At 39.3% G+C, this 18,799-nt stretch carries 14 protein-coding genes, 2 tRNA genes and 1 pseudogene; 6 read left to right on the top strand and 11 right to left on the bottom strand.

Annotated features, from left to right (window positions below):
- Positions 1 to 372: a DUF2069 domain-containing protein gene (locus tag ACYSN2_RS00450; RefSeq protein WP_461748283.1), complete on the top strand. Its 372-nt coding sequence runs from the start codon at positions 1 to 3 to the stop codon at positions 370 to 372.
- Between the two features lie 214 nt (positions 373 to 586).
- Here ACYSN2_RS00450 and lnt read toward each other — a convergent pair whose 3' ends face one another.
- Entirely contained in the window at positions 587 to 2,167 is a 1,581-nt protein-coding gene (gene lnt / locus ACYSN2_RS00445) for an apolipoprotein N-acyltransferase (protein ID WP_461748282.1), read from the bottom strand.
- Positions 2,167 to 3,378 carry a serine hydrolase gene (locus tag ACYSN2_RS00440; protein WP_461748281.1) on the bottom strand — a complete coding sequence of 404 codons (1,212 nt, stop codon included), beginning with the start codon at positions 3,376 to 3,378 and terminating at the stop codon, positions 2,167 to 2,169. Before ACYSN2_RS00440 ends, lnt begins: the two co-directional genes overlap by 1 nt.
- Before the next feature lie 142 nt (positions 3,379 to 3,520).
- On the opposite strand from ACYSN2_RS00440, the gene ACYSN2_RS00435 reads away from it, so the two are divergent.
- From ACYSN2_RS00435 to ACYSN2_RS00425, 3 genes are all read left to right on the top strand, one after another.
- Positions 3,521 to 3,596: transfer RNA gene (locus ACYSN2_RS00435), tRNA-Phe, on the top strand.
- Between the two features lie 462 nt (positions 3,597 to 4,058).
- Positions 4,059 to 4,134: transfer RNA gene (locus ACYSN2_RS00430), tRNA-Phe, on the top strand.
- Positions 4,135 to 4,543: 409 nt separating this feature from the next.
- On the top strand, positions 4,544 to 4,684 hold the full coding sequence (locus tag ACYSN2_RS00425) for a hypothetical protein (RefSeq protein ID WP_461748280.1): 141 nt from the start codon (positions 4,544 to 4,546) through the stop codon (positions 4,682 to 4,684).
- 238 nt (positions 4,685 to 4,922) lie between these two features.
- On the opposite strand, the gene ACYSN2_RS00420 is transcribed toward ACYSN2_RS00425, so the two are convergent.
- The 3 genes from ACYSN2_RS00420 to thrC form a co-directional block, all read right to left on the bottom strand.
- Entirely contained in the window at positions 4,923 to 5,516 is a 594-nt protein-coding gene (locus ACYSN2_RS00420; RefSeq protein WP_461748279.1) for a DUF2058 family protein, read from the bottom strand.
- Positions 5,517 to 5,695: 179 nt separating this feature from the next.
- Positions 5,696 to 6,931 (bottom strand): phosphoglycerate dehydrogenase, encoded by a 1,236-nt coding sequence (gene serA / locus ACYSN2_RS00415; protein ID WP_461748278.1) that lies wholly within the window; start codon positions 6,929 to 6,931, stop codon positions 5,696 to 5,698.
- 15 nt (positions 6,932 to 6,946) lie between these two features.
- On the bottom strand, positions 6,947 to 8,350 hold the full coding sequence (gene thrC, locus ACYSN2_RS00410; protein ID WP_461748277.1) for a threonine synthase: 1,404 nt from the start codon (positions 8,348 to 8,350) through the stop codon (positions 6,947 to 6,949).
- A 286-nt stretch (positions 8,351 to 8,636) separates the two neighbouring features.
- On the opposite strand from thrC, the gene ACYSN2_RS00405 reads away from it, so the two are divergent.
- A complete protein-coding gene (locus tag ACYSN2_RS00405; protein WP_461748276.1) occupies positions 8,637 to 10,451 on the top strand; it encodes an aminopeptidase P family N-terminal domain-containing protein in 1,815 nt (604 codons plus the stop codon).
- 94 nt (positions 10,452 to 10,545) lie between these two features.
- On the opposite strand, the gene ACYSN2_RS00400 is transcribed toward ACYSN2_RS00405, so the two are convergent.
- Together ACYSN2_RS00400 and kdsA are read right to left on the bottom strand one after the other, a co-directional pair.
- Positions 10,546 to 10,971: a hypothetical protein gene (locus ACYSN2_RS00400; RefSeq protein ID WP_461748275.1), complete on the bottom strand. Its 426-nt coding sequence runs from the start codon at positions 10,969 to 10,971 to the stop codon at positions 10,546 to 10,548.
- Positions 10,972 to 11,120: 149 nt separating this feature from the next.
- Positions 11,121 to 11,960, bottom strand: coding sequence for a 3-deoxy-8-phosphooctulonate synthase (kdsA, locus tag ACYSN2_RS00395; RefSeq protein ID WP_461748274.1), 840 nt, complete (start codon positions 11,958 to 11,960; stop codon positions 11,121 to 11,123).
- A 319-nt stretch (positions 11,961 to 12,279) separates the two neighbouring features.
- Between kdsA and rarD the strand changes: the two genes are divergently transcribed.
- Positions 12,280 to 13,209, top strand: coding sequence for an EamA family transporter RarD (gene rarD, locus ACYSN2_RS00390; RefSeq protein ID WP_461748273.1), 930 nt, complete (start codon positions 12,280 to 12,282; stop codon positions 13,207 to 13,209).
- Positions 13,210 to 13,269: 60 nt separating this feature from the next.
- Here rarD and murJ read toward each other — a convergent pair whose 3' ends face one another.
- The 4 genes and pseudogenes from murJ to pheS all read right to left on the bottom strand — a co-directional run bounded on the left by murJ (position 13,270) and on the right by pheS (position 18,764).
- Entirely contained in the window at positions 13,270 to 14,820 is a 1,551-nt protein-coding gene (gene murJ / locus ACYSN2_RS00385; protein ID WP_461748272.1) for a murein biosynthesis integral membrane protein MurJ, read from the bottom strand.
- Between the two features lie 166 nt (positions 14,821 to 14,986).
- A pseudogene (locus ACYSN2_RS00380) lies at positions 14,987 to 15,298 on the bottom strand (integration host factor subunit alpha); the annotation flags it as partial.
- A gap of 45 nt (positions 15,299 to 15,343) precedes the next feature.
- Positions 15,344 to 17,743, bottom strand: coding sequence for a phenylalanine--tRNA ligase subunit beta (gene pheT, locus ACYSN2_RS00375; protein WP_461748547.1), 2,400 nt, complete (start codon positions 17,741 to 17,743; stop codon positions 15,344 to 15,346).
- A 7-nt stretch (positions 17,744 to 17,750) separates the two neighbouring features.
- On the bottom strand, positions 17,751 to 18,764 hold the full coding sequence (gene pheS, locus ACYSN2_RS00370) for a phenylalanine--tRNA ligase subunit alpha (protein ID WP_461748271.1): 1,014 nt from the start codon (positions 18,762 to 18,764) through the stop codon (positions 17,751 to 17,753).
- Positions 18,765 to 18,799 lie beyond the last annotated feature (35 nt).

Below are 18,799 nucleotides of genomic sequence, written 5' to 3'. Positions count from 1 at the left end.
ATGCGACCGATTGTTTCTATTTCAAGAATTAGTGCGCTCTTAGCCTACTTTGCGCTGTTCTTCTTCACAATCTTCTGCATTGTATCGAATACAATCTACCCAGAACAACCGAGAATGTTTCTTGTCATCGGCTTATTAATGCCTCTGATTTTTCCGGCAAGAGGATTGCTTCGCGCCCAAAGATTTACGCATGCTTGGACAAGTTTCCTGTCACTCTTCTACTTTATCGCCGCAACCGACATTTGGGTGTCAGGATACCCCGGCATTGGTAGTGTTTACTTTCTCTTAACCTCAATTTTATTCGTAAGTTGCATGCTCTATTCAAGATACAGCCCATTGCCATTTAGAGAATCTAAGAAAGAAGCACAGTAAAATCACAACAAGATCATTTGTGAAATCTGATTAAGAATTTTTACGGCAAAATAGAAGCCGAAAATCAGTAAGAATCAGTAGAAATCTTACGGCAAAAGCCACTAAACAGCTCCGGCATTTAGTGGCTTTTCTTTTTTCTGAAAACAGCTCTAGAATCACTCAAGGAAACTTTCTGTCATAATTCATCATGATCCTTCCTAATCTTGATGACATCTTATGAAGCACGGCGTTTGCGAAGACGATTTCCGATACGATTCCCGATAAATCCAAAAACAATGCCGACAAAAGCGATCAACACCCAAAAGAGATCGCCGAGTTTTGCATATCCCGTGACGCCGGTATAAGAGGTGACATTCACTTCTAAAACGCCCTCTTCAAATTGTGGCAACAACGATTTTACAGCCCCATCTTTACCAACTAATGCTGTAATGCCGTTATTGGTGGCTCTTAACATCTCTTTTTGAAGCTCAATAGATCTCGCTCTTGCTATTTGAAAATGTTGCCAAGGACCAATAGAATCCCCAAACCATGCATCATTACTCACATTGACAAGAAAATCTGATATTCCGCCTTGTTCCCGAAGTTCATCGCCAAATACGGCTTCATAACAGATCGATGCCGAAGCTTTCAACGACATCCCATTCTCTTTCTGAATGATAAAAGCCTCTTGTGCAAGATTCCCTTTGGATAAATCTGAAAAGGGAATCTCAATCATGCTGTCAAAAATCGTCAGAAACTCTCGAAATGGAATATATTCACCAAATGGCACTAAATGGGCTTTATCATAGCGCTGATCATTGATGCGTAAATCATCGCTATAGGTCACAATAGAATTTCTCACAACTTTTCCATTGCCGGAGAAAATGCCGGTCATCACTTGCGTTTGTTGCCCTTTGGAAAGCTCTCGCAGATGATTTCCTAAGCCCTCTTCAAACTCATAAAAAGAAGGGATTGCCGTTTCTGGCCAAATGATTAAATCCGCACGACCGGCAACCTCTTCCGTTAACGTTAAGTAAGTGGTTAAAATGCCGTAATATTGCTCTTCAGAGAACTTTAGTTCTTGCGCAATATTTCCTTGTAATAACGCAACCGATAAAGGCTCATCAATTTTTTGAACTTTATCTGAAATCCATAAAGCAGAAATGAGAACCATGCTTCCCATTCCGAAAAAAAGCAACATTGCCGGCATGAATGCCGACCATAATCCTTTTAACGTTCGCGCAGAAGCGATGAAAAGCGTTCTCACGATTAAAAACAGTATTCCTGCGAACCAATAGACCCAAAAGCTTGCCATTAATGCACCCATTTGAGGGAATATCCAAGATGAAATGGGCAAATCAGTAAACGTATATCCTAATGATAACCACGGAAAACCGGTCAAAAAATGTCCGCGAACGTATTCAAGTAATACACCCATTAAAGGAAATAGAACGCCGATCTTAAGGGGTAAAGCCCACGAAGATTTAGTCGTCACATACGCTAAAATCGCAAAATAGAGGGATAGATAAAGCGCCAAAACAAAAGTAATGAGAACCCCAAAAATCATCGGCGCACCGCCAAATTCGATCAAACTAATTCGAATCCACCAAATTCCCCAAGCAAACATTCCAAATCCAAATGCTAATCCCAAAATGCCGGCAAATTTTGGCGTTTTTCCTTCTATTAAAAACAGTAATGCCGTGAGTGCAATCGGCGCAAAAAATGCGAGATTAAAAGGTGCAAAGCTAAGTGGCATTAAAGCCCCTAAGAATAGCGCACACAAAAGCGGTAATAAACGGGGTTGGGATTTGAACATTATTGAGAAATTCCTAAATCTTGGTAGATAGCCTGAATGATAGGGAGATATTTCCCCGCTGGCAATTGATCGCCGGCAAAAAGATGGGGATTCTCGGTAGGATTCACGACCGGCGTATTTTTACGATTCGTTAAATAGATAATGGTCAGAGCGTATTTTGGATCATGAATCAGCAAACATCCTGTCCAGCCTGTATGCCCATAAGCCTGCATACTTGCCACATCGCCGAACATATAACGCATATCTTCCCCATTTAAACGCCAGCCTAAACCAAAAGTGCGGTCAGCATAATGGGGCGATAAAAAAGTCTGCTTTGTCTTTTCATTAAAAAAGGAATTGCCTTGATACATCAAGCGAAACAGCGTTAACAAACTCTCGGCATTACTAAAAATGCCGGCATGACCAGAGATTCCTTCCATGCAATAAAACGCTTTTTCATCTTGCACTTCGCCGTGAATCATTTCGGTGCGAATATTCGGATAATCATACAAACCATCTCGCGTATTGCCGTTGCGCTCTGTTGCCGAAATCTCCGTGATATCAAATCCTTTCTCTAACGGCTGATAACAGATTCGATCGAGCTTTAAAGGATTCCAAAAAACCGCTTCCAACTGCGCTTCAATAGATTTTCCGGCAATCTTTTCTAAAATAAACGTCAAAAGCATAAAATCCACATCGGAATAGAGTCCAACTGTTTCCGGCGGATGAATTAATGGCGCTTTCAGTAAAAATGCCGTAAAGGATTCTCTTACCTGACAATAGAGCGCTTTGGAATAACTTGGATCATAAAAAAGTGGATTGGGTTCAAAACCGGCGTGATGCGATAACAACGCTTTAATAGAAATGCCGGCAACGGCTTCTGAAATCACGATCTCTTTTGATTGAATCTCTTCATGAAATATCTCGCCAATCGTTTGCTCTAGAATTTGTGAATTCTCTTCAAAATAGATTTGAAAAAGATATGTCACCGCAAAAATCTTGGTCAAAGACGCAATATCAAAGAGCGTATTGGTCGTTACTGATTCTGATCTTGTGAAGATCATTGAGTTTTCCGCACTGTTTTTAGACGAAAGCTCACATTCCGGCAAAGAGATAGCACCAAATGCTCGGTTCAAAATAATCTCGTCCTCTTTTTCGATCAAAAGTTGCCCACCTGGAAATCCTTTCTGGAGCGATTCTTCGATTAATCTCTCTACCCTAGACCACGTCATTTTAATAAAACCCTCTATTTTTAAACTTTATCGTGGCATTTTAACCCGTGATATCAATAGCTAGCTCTAATTGCGTAATAATACAACATCTTCTATTCTTGACGAATGCCAGTGAATGCTGTTTAATACACTTCATCAACACGGCTTGATAGCTCAGTCGGTAGAGCAGCGGATTGAAAATCCGCGTGTCGGCAGTTCGATTCTGCCTCGAGCCACCACTTATAGAAACCCACTAATTTTGAATTAGTGGGTTTTTTATTATCTCTATATTTGTCATCTCTAGGAATAGATTACTTTAGATTTCCCATCTTATTTCTGCCTCCAATACTTTTGGGAATCGGTTTTTGAAATATTGTTATTCCTAGATTCTAAAACTCCCCTCTTAATAATCTCGGTATTCTATAAAAACCACTCTTCCCCCTTCTTCCAGTTATTTTCCCAAAAATTGTCTAAAAAATAGCTTTTTCAAATATCTTTAAAATATTCTCAAGAGATTTTGGATACAAGAAACTAAAAAAGAAACCCTGTGAAATGTATCGAAACAACTCAAATCAAGCCAAACACGCCCATTTCCAAGCTGCTTTTGAGTAAGTTTTTACCAAAACCACCTATTTCGTTATTTATTTCAAAAATAGGCTTGACGGGAACTCTTGAATGCTGTTTAATACACCTCTTAGCACGGCTTGATAGCTCAGTCGGTAGAGCAGCGGATTGAAAATCCGCGTGTCGGCAGTTCGATTCTGCCTCGAGCCACCACTTATAGAAACCCACTAATTTCAAATTAGTGGGTTTTTTATTATCTCATTATTTTTATAAACGAAGATCAGATTATCTTCCATAATCTCAACAAAACCGCTTTTAGCATTCATCAATACTCATCTGAAATATATCATCCTTCTATCTCTTTCAACCCTAATAACACCAATTATTATTTACTAATATTTATGTTAAATATTATTTAAACCTAATTACTTAAAACTCTAAAAGCATTGCAATCACTAGAATTCCATCATCTCTCAAAACTTGATCAACATCAATAAAATTAAATAGTTAATGGTAAAAGATAGATTATCAGAGCTCTTTGTGGGATATTAATTGCATCGATTTAATATTATTTTTTATTTTAAAATTGATCAATCTAGTATTTTATAAAAGGAAAATATCTATGATGAAATTGATTGGCGCTGATCCCTATTTTGTCGCAATTGTTGGTTTTGGAGTTGTATTTATGATTATCATGATGGGGTGGTTAACTCACTTCTTTATGAAAAAAGCAAAGGAAGAACGCGAAGCTGCCGGCAAATAGTTATTGTTATCCAAAACTAAAATATTTCAAAATTACGCACATAAAAAAGCACTTCTCTTTCAAGGAAGTGCTTTTTAACGTTCTAAGAGTAAAAAAACTTCAATGAATATCCGCTGAAATATTATTTTTCCACCAGCATCTAATCATTCAAAATTTCTAAATTAAGAATCCGGAAATTAAGAGCTCTCACTTAGAGCTCTTAATACGTTCAGCTTTGTTAAACAGGCAGATTCAAATATTAAGAATGTTTAGGATCTTTCTTTAATGAGGCTTCATATGCATCCCACGCTGCCCATTCATCTTCTGCTTCACCTTCTGTGAGCGCTGAAGAGATGTAATAGAAGATCTTATCGCCAATCTTCTCTTCTAAGCGATGAATACGCTCTTTAAAGGTTGCCGGCAATACAGGAAAGTCAAAGCCATCACGATCATTACGGCAGATCATCAATTTTCCATCACCAAGCTCTTTATGCTGCTGATCGGTCACAAATACAGAACGAATCTTTTTACCATCATGGCTGAAGTTAAATCTTGCTTCGCCCTTCTCTTTATTCACTCGTTCACGATCGATTAAATCTCGCATTTCGCCACGCGCACGATTCTTCTCTTGTTTTGCTAAAATCGCCTGATTCTTCTCAAGATCCACCGCTTTCTTCGCTTCATCAAAAGCCTTAATCTCTTCCTGCTTCTGTGCTTTCTCGGCGCTTAATTCCGCCTTTAAAGCCTTATCACGATGTGCTTGATGTTGACGCTTTGATTTTTCTTTCTGAACGGACTTAGCCTTCTCTTTAGAAACTAATCCGGCTTTCACTAACTGATCTCTTAATGACATCTTCTTCTCTCTTTTACCCGATAAATTCAAGAGGTAATCATTGAATATTCAATATGGAATTTAAATATAGAATTTAAATATAAAATTCAAATGCAAAATTACAATAAAAAATGGACTTAAAGGTATCCTTTAAGCCCATTATATTTAGATATTTTCAATAACCAATCATTTTTTACAAATTAGTAGAGGATTCGACATTTCAAAGTACCTTTGATGTCTTTCATTCCATTTTGTAATTTCATTGCGTTCTCTTCTTTACCTGAAACGTCCAATACCACATAGCCGATATCGCCTGAAGTTTGGAGATATTGCGCATTGATATTGAGATCAAGATCAGATACAAGCTCATTCACCGCACGTAAAATTCCCGGCGTATTTTCATGAATATGCAAAATACGATGGCTTCCTGGTTGTTTTGGTAATGTTACTTCTGGGAAGTTTACCGCTGAAACCGTTGATCCATTATCTGAGTAAAGCACCAATTTAGACGCTACTTCAACACCGATATTTTGCTGCGCTTCTAATGTTGATCCACCGATATGCGGCGTTAAGATCACATTTTGAAGCTCACGAAGTGGCGATTGGAACTCTTCTGTATTCGATTTTGGCTCAACAGGGAAAACGTCAATTGCCGCACCTAAAAGATGCTCATTTTTGATGTTATCTGCTAATGCATCAAGATCTACAATCGTTCCACGCGCTGCATTGATTAATACAGAACCTTTCTTCATCTTCTCGATACGCTCACGGCTCATGAGGTTTTTCGTACCATCATCTTCCGGCACATGAAGCGTTACGACGTCAGATTGCGCTAAAAGCTCATCTAATGTTTCCACTTGATGCGCATTTCCAAGCACTAATTTTGATTCGATATCATAGAAAATCACGTTCATACCAAGGCTTTCCGCCATGATGCCTACTTGCGTTCCGATATGACCGTAACCCACGATTCCCAAGGTTTTACCACGAACTTCATAAGAACCCGCTGCTGATTTTACCCAGCCACCTTTATGGCAAACGTAGTTTTTGTAAGCAATGCCACGTTTAAGCATTATCATTTCTGCAATCACAAGCTCAGCCACTGAACGTGTGTTGGAATATGGTGCGTTAAATACTGGAATTGCACGTTTTTTCGCCGCTTCTAAATCCACTTGGTTCGTTCCAATACAGAAACAACCAATTGTCATTAAACGTGGCGCTTGGCTTAATACTTCTTCTGTTAATTGCGTACGAGAACGAATTCCGACAATATGCGCATCTTTCAATGCATCAATCAACGCTTGACCTTCTAAAGCTGTCGAATGAATATCAAGGTTGTTGTAGCCCGCGCGCTTGAAGTAATCAATCGCATCTTGATGGACACCTTCTAAGAGAACAACTTTCATCTCATCTTTTGGAAATGATGTTTTTTTCATGGTATTTCGTATTCCTTAATTTAAAGCGGATTCGATAAATTGACGTAGAAGTGTTGCATCATTTGCCATCACTTCCTTAGACTGAGGAAGAGCCTCGATCTTCTCTACTTCAGCGAGATCAAACGGCGCGTCATTCACCGCTTGCTTAATCGTTTCATAAAACTTAATTGGTTTTGCAGTTTCCAAGCAGACTTGCGTTGTACCATCTAAGAAATGACTTCCCACAAATACGCCATCTGCCGTATGTGGATCAATCAACTCATTCGCATCTGCATAGATTTTTTGAATGGTTTCAATGCGGTTTTGATGCGTACTTTCGCCGGATTCAATATTCCAAGATGCTCGATCTGCCCACAATGCATCTTTTGTAAGATCAAAATAGCCACTCGTATCAATCTCATCCCACAATGCTTTTGTTTTTGCATTGCCGGCAATGAGATAGATAAAGCGCTCGAAGTTACTCGCTTTCGCAATATCCATTGAAGGACTTGACGTTAAATGCACATCTTTTGAAGCACGTGGTTTATAAACACCTGTTTTAAAGAATTCATCTAATACATTATTTTCATTCGTTGCCAAAATCAGTTTACGAATTGGTAAACCCATTTGACGCGCCATAATGCCGGCAAAGATATTGCCGAAGTTTCCTGAAGGAATCACCACATCAATCTCTTCATCATTAGATGAAGTTGTCATGAAGTAACCTTTAAAGTAATAGATGATTTGCGCCAAAATACGCGCAAAGTTGATGGAGTTTACCGCACCTAAATGATATTTCTCTTTGAACGCAATATCATTATTGAGTTCTTTTACGAGATCTTGGCAATCATCAAATACGCCTTCAACGGCAATATTGTAAATATTACTCTCTTGAACGGAGTACATTTGCGCCGTTTGGAAAGCGCTCATGCGATTATGCGGGCTTAACATCACAACATTAATGCGTGGCTTACCTTTCATTGCATGAATCGCACTTGAACCTGTATCGCCGGATGTTGCACCGACAATATTTAAGGTTTTATCCGCTTTTTCTAATACATACGGGAAAAGCTGACCTAAAAATTGCATCGCCATATCTTTAAATGCAAATGTTGGACCTTCTGAAAGCCCTAACACCTTTACATTATCGCCAATAGAACGTTCTGAAATAATCGTTTCTACCGCGAAGTTATCTGTATTGTAAGCACTTTCAACGAGTTTTTTGAGATCTTCACGGGGGATATCCGTTGCGTAAAGTGATGCAACTTCAAGCGCTAATGCACTATAAGACGGTAAGTTACGCCATTCATTTAAGGTTTCTCTCGAAACATGCGGAATGGTTTCCGGCATCGATAGTCCGCCATCTCGGCAAAGACCTTCTAACACAACTTCACAAAATGACTTGGGCGCATCGCCCCCACGCGTACTCACATATTTCATTATCTATCAAGCCTACGAAAAAAGTTATGGATTCAAGCTAGTATTTCAAGCTATTAATCATACCTAATCTTAGAGCGTTTTTCCTCCATAATTATGCGCTATTTTGAAAAAATGATCTTTCGGCTAATTTTTTCACATTTCACACAAAATATATCTCACAGCAAAATGCCGAAAATTGAGGAATAATGCTAAACTGACTCCCATTAAATCACATGGATCATCATGTTTTTTGAAACGGTTAAGACTCCACAATTCCATAAAGAATCATGTTAAAAGGATCATCATTATGAGCCAATCATCTATTATTAATTCTCGTCTTGCGGCATTACAGAAATCCATGAAGAAAGATAAAGTCAGAGCTTGGTTAATTTTAAGCGCTGATTCTCATCTTTCAGAATATCTTCCAGAGCATTGGAAATTACGTGAATGGTTCTCAGGATTCACAGGTTCTGCCGGCACTTTAGTGGTATTAAATGATAAAGCGTATCTTTGGGCAGATAGCCGTTATTGGGTTCAAGCGGAAGCAGAACTTGCCGGCACCAATATTCAGCTCATGAAAATGGGCGATGGCAAAACACCATCATATGCAGAATTCCTTCAAGCTAAAATCCCGGCAAATAGCGATATCGCTGTGCTTGGAGATACAATTTCCATTGAGAACTTCGTAGAACTTTATGAAGCATTAGCTGAACACGAGATCACGCTCACAACAGATGCGCATCCTTTCTCTTTCATCATGAAAGATCGTGCGCCACTTCCAACAGAAGCGCTCTACTTACATGATCCAAAATTTGTATCAGAAACAACGAAGAGTAAACTCGCTAAAATTCGCCAAACAATGAAAGAAGCGGAAGCGGATGTTCATATCATTTCAACCTTAGATGATATCGCTTGGATTACCAACCTTCGTGGTAAAGATGTGAGCTTTAATCCTGTATTTCTTGCATTTATGATGATTACAGATTCTTCCATCACGCTCTTTATTGATGAAGATAAATTATCGCAAGAAGTGAAAAAGCATCTTTCCGATAACAAAATCACTGTGTTTCCATACGAAGCTTACTATGAAGAGCTTGCAAATATCCCAACACACAAAGTTGTGATGCTTGATGAGAAACGCACCACTTATGCATCGCTTGAATCTATTGATGAAGATTGTGAAATCGTCTATTGCCCAAATCCAAGCACTTTATTGAAATCACAAAAAAGCGATCAAGATATTGCCAATATTCAAGAAGCAATGCGTGAAGATGGCGTTGCAATGGCGGAGTTTTACACTGAGTTTGAAGAAAAGCTCGCAAAAGGTGAAAACTTAACAGAACTCGATGTTGCCGATATGCTTCAAAAAGCGCGTTCAAATCGTCCGAATTTCGTAGATTTAAGCTTCAACACTATTGCCGGCTTTAATGAAAATGGCGCACTTCCCCATTATCATGCAACCCAAAAAGCACATTCCGAAATCAAAGGAAACGGCTTACTCTTAATTGATTCCGGTGCACAATATCAAAATGGAACAACGGATATCACAAGAGTGATTCCTATCAATACGGCAACCGATGCGCAAAAGAGAGATTTCACAATTGTACTCAAATCCCTCATTGTGATGAGCGAAACAGTATTCCCGGCAGATATTCCAATGCCGTTATTAGATGCCATTGCGCGCCGTCCACTTTGGGAAAATCATTTAGATTATGGTCACGGAACAGGTCATGGCGTCGGTTACTTTATGAACGTGCATGAAGGTCCGCAAGTGCTCTCATTCAGAGCGCCTATCTCCGAGCAATCTAATGTGAAAAAAGGCATGATTACTTCTATCGAGCCGGGATTATATCGTGAAGGCGAATGGGGAATTCGTATTGAAAACCTCGTGGTATCATTGCCGGTAAAATCTCAAAAAGAGCAAGCGTTCGGCAACTACATGTATTTCGAAACCTTAACGCTCTTCCCAATCGATACAAGATTGATCGATCTTTCTCTCTTAGATGCAAAAGAGATCGCATGGTTAAATCAATATCACGAAAGAGTTTACCGTGAACTGTCACCAAAGATTCAAGATGAAAAAGTCATCGCTTGGTTACAAGAGCGCACTAAAGCAATTTAGAAAGCTAGATCATCAAACACAAAAAAACCTAACAAATCGAATGATTGTTAGGTTTTTTATTATCTCAAATATTGATGAAATCATTGATGAGATTTTAAGATCTCTTTTGAATCTCGGCATAAATCGCTTCAACATCTTCTGAGCGATATAAACCGTTCAGCACCATCACAGGTTTTCCGCCATTTTTCGTATAAAGCAATACTTTCGCTTCTGGCTTTAAGCTTGATAGATAAGATAAGAATCCTGTTTGTGTTTTCACTTCAAATGTTCCTTCTTGAAATGAAAAGATGCGCGCTCTGCCGATGGTGGGTTTTACGGATAATGCATTTGCCGTTAAAGTTGCCGTAGAAATGCCGGTAAAATAGAAAAATACGCCAAAGCCAATGAATACTATTGCCGGCACTCGTGCAACCCACATTGCTTCTAACACAATCATAATGACGACTAATAATCCCATTAAGATCGCAAATTTCCCTTTCGTGCTTGCCGGGATTTGATACGTTTGAGTCGATACTTCCATGTTCTTCTCCTTGATTCAATTGAGCTTCTAAAACTGTCTTCTAAAGCTATTCATAATGCCATAAAAAATAGGTAACAACTTCGATTGTTACCCATTTCTCACAAAACGTCTTGTCTATTCTGTCTTACCATTCTTCTTAAGAATGAGTTTTAACGAATCTCTAATGGCGCAAATGATTTCACTAAATCATCAACCGCCTTCACTCTTTCCAAGAAAGGTTTGAGCTGATGAAGTGGCAATGCGCTTGGTCCATCGCATTTCGCTTTATCAGGATCTTCATGTGATTCTAAGAACAAGCCCGCAAGTCCTGTTGACATACCGGCAAGTGCTAATTCTAAAACTTGTTCACGGCGACCGCCTGATGCTTTCTCTAAGGAATTACGTTGCTGAAGAGAATGCGTCACATCGAAGATGATCGGCGCGTTATCACAGACTTTTTTCATCACGCCAAATCCGAGCATATCCACCACTAAGTTATCGTAACCAAAGCAAGCACCACGCTCGCAGAGCATGATTTGATCATTGCCGGCTTCTTTGAATTTATCTACGATATTGAGCATTTGTGAAGGGCTTAAAAATTGTGGTTTTTTCACATTAATCGGCTTGCCTGTTTTCGCCATCGCCACAACTAAATCTGTCTGTCTTGCTAAAAATGCCGGCAATTGTAAAACATCTACCACTTCCGCAACGGGCTTTGCTTGCGCTGGTTCATGAATATCGGTAATCACCGGCACACCAAATTCTTTTTTAACCGCTTCAAAAATCTTCAAACCTTCTTCCATACCAACGCCACGGTAAGAATGAATCGATGAGCGATTTGCCTTATCAAAAGAGCCTTTAAAGACTAAAGGAATGCCTAATTCTTCTGTGACTTTCACATATTCAGCACAGGCTTTTAAAGTGCTATCTAAAGATTCTAAAACATTAATCCCGCCAAACAGCACAAATGGTTTCTGATTATCTACCACAATATTTTGAACTTTAATCACAATCTTCATTCCTCTATCAATGGATATTGTCCGCAAACGCCGGCAATTTTATACAGAATATCTCTATATGAAGTTACTAAAACGTATGACTTAAAAATAATAGCGCCATTTTACCTAAATAAAATAATCCTTGTCGGCTTCTGTCTATTTTTCTTGATCAAGAATACGGATTGAGAGCGAAGATCCAATCGATATTCAATGAAGATCAAGATTAAAGATCAAAAGCGCACGACTTAAATTCCTGCTAAACTATTGCTCTCTTCATGATGCTTCGCTTCGATCCTCTTTGGCTATAAAATACCCATAAAAGCTCAATTCCATGCAAAATTTCAATACGGTAGATAACTACAAAAAAGGGGTTATTTTAACCCTGACTTGCTACACCATTTGGGGGTTTTTCCCACTATATTGGTATCCGCTTGCCGGCATGGATCCGCTTCAACTTATGGCGCAAAGAATTGGTTGGGCGCTCTTTTTTATCACGGTTCTATTATGTTTTAGAAAAGAAGATCGCACACTTTTAAAAGATGCCTTAACGAATCGCCGGATTATCATTACCTTTATCGGCTCTTCCTTCTTCCTCTTTCTCAATTGGTCTGTTTATCTCTACGCGATTTCATCACACCAAGTATTGGAAGCAAGCTTAGGCTATTACATCAATCCTTTAGTGAGCATTTTATTAGGGATGATTCTCTTCAAAGAAAAGCTCACTAAAGCGCAGATTCTCGCCATTATCATCGCCGGCGTTGGAATCCTATGGCTTGCATTTTTAGGCGGAAAAATTCCCTATATCGCTTTAACGTTAGCATTCTCTTTCGGCATTTATGCGGCAATTAAGAAGGTCGCTTCCCTACCACCGCTTCCGGGACTTTTCCTTGAAACGCTCTTCATGTTCCCATTTACGGCAATCTACTTAACGCTTGCTCATCAGAAAGGCGAACTGCTCTTTTTAGATCTTCCGACATTAGCAATTGTGATTCTACTGCTTTCCGGCGCCGCAACCACGATTCCGCTTCTACTCTTTGCCAAAGGTGCGAAATATATTCCGCTCTCCATAGTAGGAATCTTGCAATACGTTTCCCCAACGTGCCAATTTCTCTTGGGATTAATCGTGTTTAACGAAGTATTTTCAATAGATAATCTGATCGGATTTATCATCGTTTGGATTTCCGTCATTATCTATATCAGCAGTGAAATCCACCGTATTCGCCGTAAAAAGAAACTCGCTAAAACGCAATCGCAGATATAGATACCTAGAACATAAATATCTAAAACAATTCAGGATAATGTATTGCCGGCAAGTTTTTCTCTAATCTTTCATGTTCGCTAAAGGACCTTTTAATCTTGCTAACGAGAAACCTGAAAGATGTAAAATGCCGAAATAGAGAATCACTGAAACAACGATAATGACGAGCATTAAGGGTAATTTCAGAATAAATGGTCCATCAAACCAAAATGCATTAAAGCCGTGAACCCATACAAGAATCAGAATTAAGACGCCATTTGCCGGCAATAATGCGAGCATTCTTCTTGTCAATAACGCTTTGAAATGATGGATATTCATAAAGATTAATCCTGCGCCTAAAAGAAATGCATTCACCCAAGCGGCAATGGAAGAGGAAAGCGCAAGCCCAGCATGCTGATAATATCCCACAAGAATAAATTGCAGAACGATATTTACCGCAATGGCGATTAAGCTGAAATACATCGGCGTTTTTGTATTTTGCCGAGAGAAATAAACTGGCGCTAAAATTCGAATAATGAAAAATGCCGGAATACTCAGCGCATATGCGACCAAGCTCTTCCCTGCCATAATGACATCGGTTTCGTAAAATTCACCGCGCATAAAGAGCGTTGCCAAAAGCGGTTCTGCTAAAAACATCAAGCCGAGCATTGCCGGCAAACCGATAATCAGAGATAACTGCACGCCCCAATCGATGGTTTTACTAAGGTTAGTAAAATCCCCTTTTGTGTAGAGTTCTGATAGTTTTGGCAATACTACCGTTCCAAGTGCAACGGCAAATGTACCAATGGCGAATTCTACTAATCGATCCGAATAGTAGAGCCATGTAATGCTTCCTGTTTCTAATCTCGAAGCGAGTTGCGTGTTAATCAAAATGTTAATTTGGCTACTCGATGAACCGATGATTGCCGGAATCATCAAAAACATAATGCGCTTCACGCCGGGAGATGAGAAGTTGATTTTCGGCAACATCGTTAATCCTTCTCTTTTCACGGCATAAAAGAGAGAAAACATCTGAATAATTCCCGCTAAAAATACGGCATAACCGAGCGCCATAATAGGCTCTGCAAAGTAACTACTAATAAAAGCACCCGCAATTAAACAGACATTGAGCACAATGGGAATTGCCGCCGGCATTGCAAATTTGTTTAAAGAGTTTAAAACACTGCCATACATTGCCGTCATACAGATAAAGAAAAGATATGGCAACATCAAACGCACAAGGGATTCTGCCATTGTGAATTTTTCGGTATCATTCACAAATCCTGATGCAAACAGCAGAACCATTTCTGAGGAAAAAACTACACCTAAAATGGTAATTAGAAGCAAGACAATTCCTAAAGTCCCGCTCACTTCCGCAAGGAAAAACTTCAGTTCATCTTTTGTTTTCTCTAATCGATATTCGCTAAATACCGGCACGAAAGCTTGGTTAAAAGCGCCTTCCCCGAAAAAACGACGAAAGAGATTTGGGATTCTAAAAGCGACACTAAAAGCATCCATTGCTGCGCCGGCACCGAAGTAGCTCGCGAAGATAATATCTCGCAATAATCCCATAATTCGAGATAGGAGCGTAAAACCACTAACCGTAAAGAGCGAGCGAAACAGAGATGACTTCATAACATCCTTTAAAAATATTCTTTAAGAATATCCATTCAAAAAAGCTGAAATAACGATATCGATATCCAGATAAAATAATTTTTCAATTATACGCTGTTATCTTCAAAACATAAAAAAACCCCGCAAATTGCGAGGTTATTAACTTAAAAGCTCTTAGGAAAAAGATCTACTTTTCTGCTGTTTCACTTAAATCATTCATGCTTAAACGTAAGTTCTGACCAATACGGAAAGTCACAACACGGCGTGCGCTGATTGGAATTTCTTCCCCAGTTTTAGGATTTCTTCCTGGACGCTCTGATTTATCACGTAATTCAAAACTTCCAAATCCTGATAACTTCACTGCACGACCTGATGCTAACGCATCACTAATTTCACCAAAGAAATCTTCTACGAATTGCTTCGTATCTTCACGGGAAATATTAGTGCTGTGATACAAGTTCTCTGTAATTGCAGCTTTCGTTAAAGTAGACATCTGTAACTCCTTTACATATTTTTAACTATAACTAATTTAAATATCTTTTACTTATTGTCGAAGCGAAACCCCTGCTACCGCTAAGTCCGCAAGAATCTCTTCTACTATTGTGTCAACGTCCGCATCCTTCAGACTTTCTTCACGATTTTGGAACGTTAAACTAAATGCCATATTTTTCGAAGTTGTTTCCGACTTTTCAGCTTTTGGCGTATAGATATCAAATAACGTTACTTGTGTAAGATATTTACGAGCATTTTTCTCGCCTTTCATCACATCAATCACCTGCTGAGTTGAAACATCTGCCGGCACAACTAACGCTAAATCTCGTTTAGATACAGGGAAACGGGAAAGTTCTTTGAACTTCGGCGTTTCAGATGCTGCGAGGCGCTCATAATTAAGCTCAAACACAAATACATCTCTACCTAAATCTAACGCTTTTACAACGCTAGGATGTAACTTTCCTAAATATCCAATCACTTCGCCATTACCTGACTTGATATCTGCACTTTGTCCTGGATGTAAAATCTCACGTTGAGAAGGTACAAACACAAAGTCATCTCTGCCAGTTTTCTTTAAAAGCGCTTCAACATCTCCTTTCAAATCAAAGAAATCAACCGCTCGAGCATCAACACCCCATTGTAACGGTGCTGCCGTTCCACAAATTGCACCGGCAATATGTAGTTCTTGCTCTAGGTTATCAAGCGTACCGTTATAAGTACGACCTGATTCAAAGAATCTTAATCTTGTCTGCTGACGTTTAAGATTGTGATCCATTGCCCCTAAAACTCCAGGTAAAAGCGTTGTTCTCATCACTGAAAGATCATTTGAGATCGGGTTTTTCAGTGCGATTGCTTTTTTATTTGGATCTAAAATCGCTTGCCATGCAGGACTTACAAAACTCATTTCAATGACTTCGTGGAATCCACGGCTCACTAAAACTTTCTTAAAATCTGTTAATGTTACTTTCGATTCTGGAACTTTTGTCATCAATACTTGTGACATCATTTCAAAAGAGACAGGAACATTGTCATAACCGTTCAAACGAGCGACTTCTTCAATGAAATCTTCCTCGATTTGAAGGTCGAATCGGTAAGAAGGTGGCACCACGACAAGGTAATCATCGTGAATTTCTGTCACATTTCCTACTCGATTCACAAACGTATTTATATCATGCTTTGTAAATTCTTGTCCAATTATTTGATTTATTTTATAAAATCTTACTTTTACAGGTTCACGTTGTGGTAAAAATTTAACATCTTCCACTTGTGAAATTTTGCCTGCTTTTCCGCCTGCATATTGCTGAATGAGCGCTGTTGCATAGTTAAGCGCCTTTTCCACCAATGCAAAATCAACACCACGTTCAAAGCGATGTGATGAATCTGTATGAAGACCATAATTACGTGCTTTACCGGCAATTGTAATCGGATTAAACCATGCAGCTTCTAAGAAGATTGTCGTGGTATCATCATTACAAGCACTCTCTTCTCCGCCCATAATGCCGGCCATTGCCAATACTTTTTGCGCATCTGCGATCACTAGCGTATCTGCTTTGAGAGAAATTGTATCTTCATTAATAAGCTTGAGTTTCTCCCCATCTTTCGCACGGCGAACGAGAATATCTCCTTCAATCTTACTAAAATCGAATGCATGAAGTGGCTGACCAATCTCTAGTAACACTAAGTTCGTTACATCCACTAAAATGCCGTGTGGACGAATCCCGCTTCTACGAAGACGCTCTTGCATCCAAAGCGGTGATTCCGCTTTAGGATTCACACCTTCAATCACTCGACCTAAATATCTTGGGCAATCTTGCGCATCTTCAACGCTAACTGCTTTTGTGAGATCACTTTCAACAGTAATCACTGTTTCTTCCACAGAATCTGCTTCTTGACCTGTCATTGCCGCAACATCACGAGCAACGCCTAAAATGCTTAAGCAATCACCACGATTTGGCGTTAAATCAATCTCGATAATTTCATCATCAAGATCTAATACCACTCTAAAATCCGCGCCGACCTCTAAATCATCACTTAAAATCATTAAGCCTGAAGCATCTTCATTCACGCCAAGCTCTTTTGCAGAACAGAGCATTCCAGAAGAAGCAACACCGCGAAGTTTTGCATCTTTAATTTTGAAATCGCCCGGCAATACAGCGCCCACAAGTGCCGTAGGAACTTTAATACCCACCGCCACGTTTGGTGCACCGCAAACGATTTGTACAAGCTCAGATTGACCTACATCTACCTGCGCAACACGTAAACGATCTGCATCAGGATGTTGCTCTAAACCCACAACTTTACCAATCACAACGCCGGTAAATTTTGGCGCCGCTAATTCAACGCCTTCTACTTCTAATCCTGCCATCGTTAAACGATCTGCAAGATCTTCAGGAATGGTATCAATCCACTCTTTTAACCACGAAACTGAAATTTTCATAATATTCTTACCCAGTAATTGTTTATCTAAATTGTGTTAAGAAGTTCATATCATTTTCATAGAACAACCGAAGATCATTCACGCTGTAACGAAGCATTGCTAAGCGTTCAACACCCATTCCAAAGGCATAACCTTGGAACTCTTCAGGATCGATATTCACGGCTTTCAAGACATTAGGATGCACCATTCCACAACCTAGAACTTCTAGCCAACCTGTGTTTTTACAAACACGGCAACCATCACCGCTACAGATCACACATTCGATATCAACTTCAGCAGATGGCTCTGTAAATGGGAAGAATGAAGGTCTAAAACGAAGTTTTAAATCTTTTTCAAAAAACTGTTGCATGAACTCTGTCAAAATCCCTTTCAGGTTTGCAAAAGTCACATCTTTATTAATCACAAGCCCTTCCACTTGGTGGAACATTGGACTGTGAGTTACATCTGAGTCACTACGGTAAACACGGCCATAACCGATCATTTGAATCGGCGGCTTCTCTTCTTGCATCACATGAATCTGCGTATTAGAAGTATGGGTGCGAAGTAAAATGTGCTCATCAAAATAGAACGTGTCAAACATCGCTCTAGCAGGATGATGCTCAGGGATATTCAGAGCTTCAAAGTTATAAAAGTCGCTCTCAATTTCAGGACCTTCTACAATATCGAATCCAACGGATGCAAAAAACTCATGAATACGCATCATTGTTCTTGTAATCGGATGAAGTGCACCCGTATCACTATTTCGACCTGATTGCGTAACATCTACTGTTTCTGTCATCAATTGACGATTTAATTCAGCCTCTTCTAATGCTGTTTTTTTCGCTTCAAGTTGTCCCATTACTTCAGTTCTAACTTTATTGATCTCGGCGCCACGCGCTTTTCTAGCATCAGGATCTAACTTCCCTAATTCTGCCATTAAAGCGCTAATTTGACCTTTTTTACCAAAATAGGTTACGCGTACTTCATCAAGTGCCTGCAAATTATCTGCTTTAGTGATCGCTTCTAAAGCAGATTGAAGAATTGTCTCTAGACTCATTAGTTCATCTACCTACATATCTGTTTTTTTAAATA

The organism is Ignatzschineria sp. LJL83 (assembly GCF_054871845.1).
The sequence above is the reverse complement of the archived record's forward strand: the minus strand, read 5'-3'. Positions and strand labels throughout refer to the sequence as shown.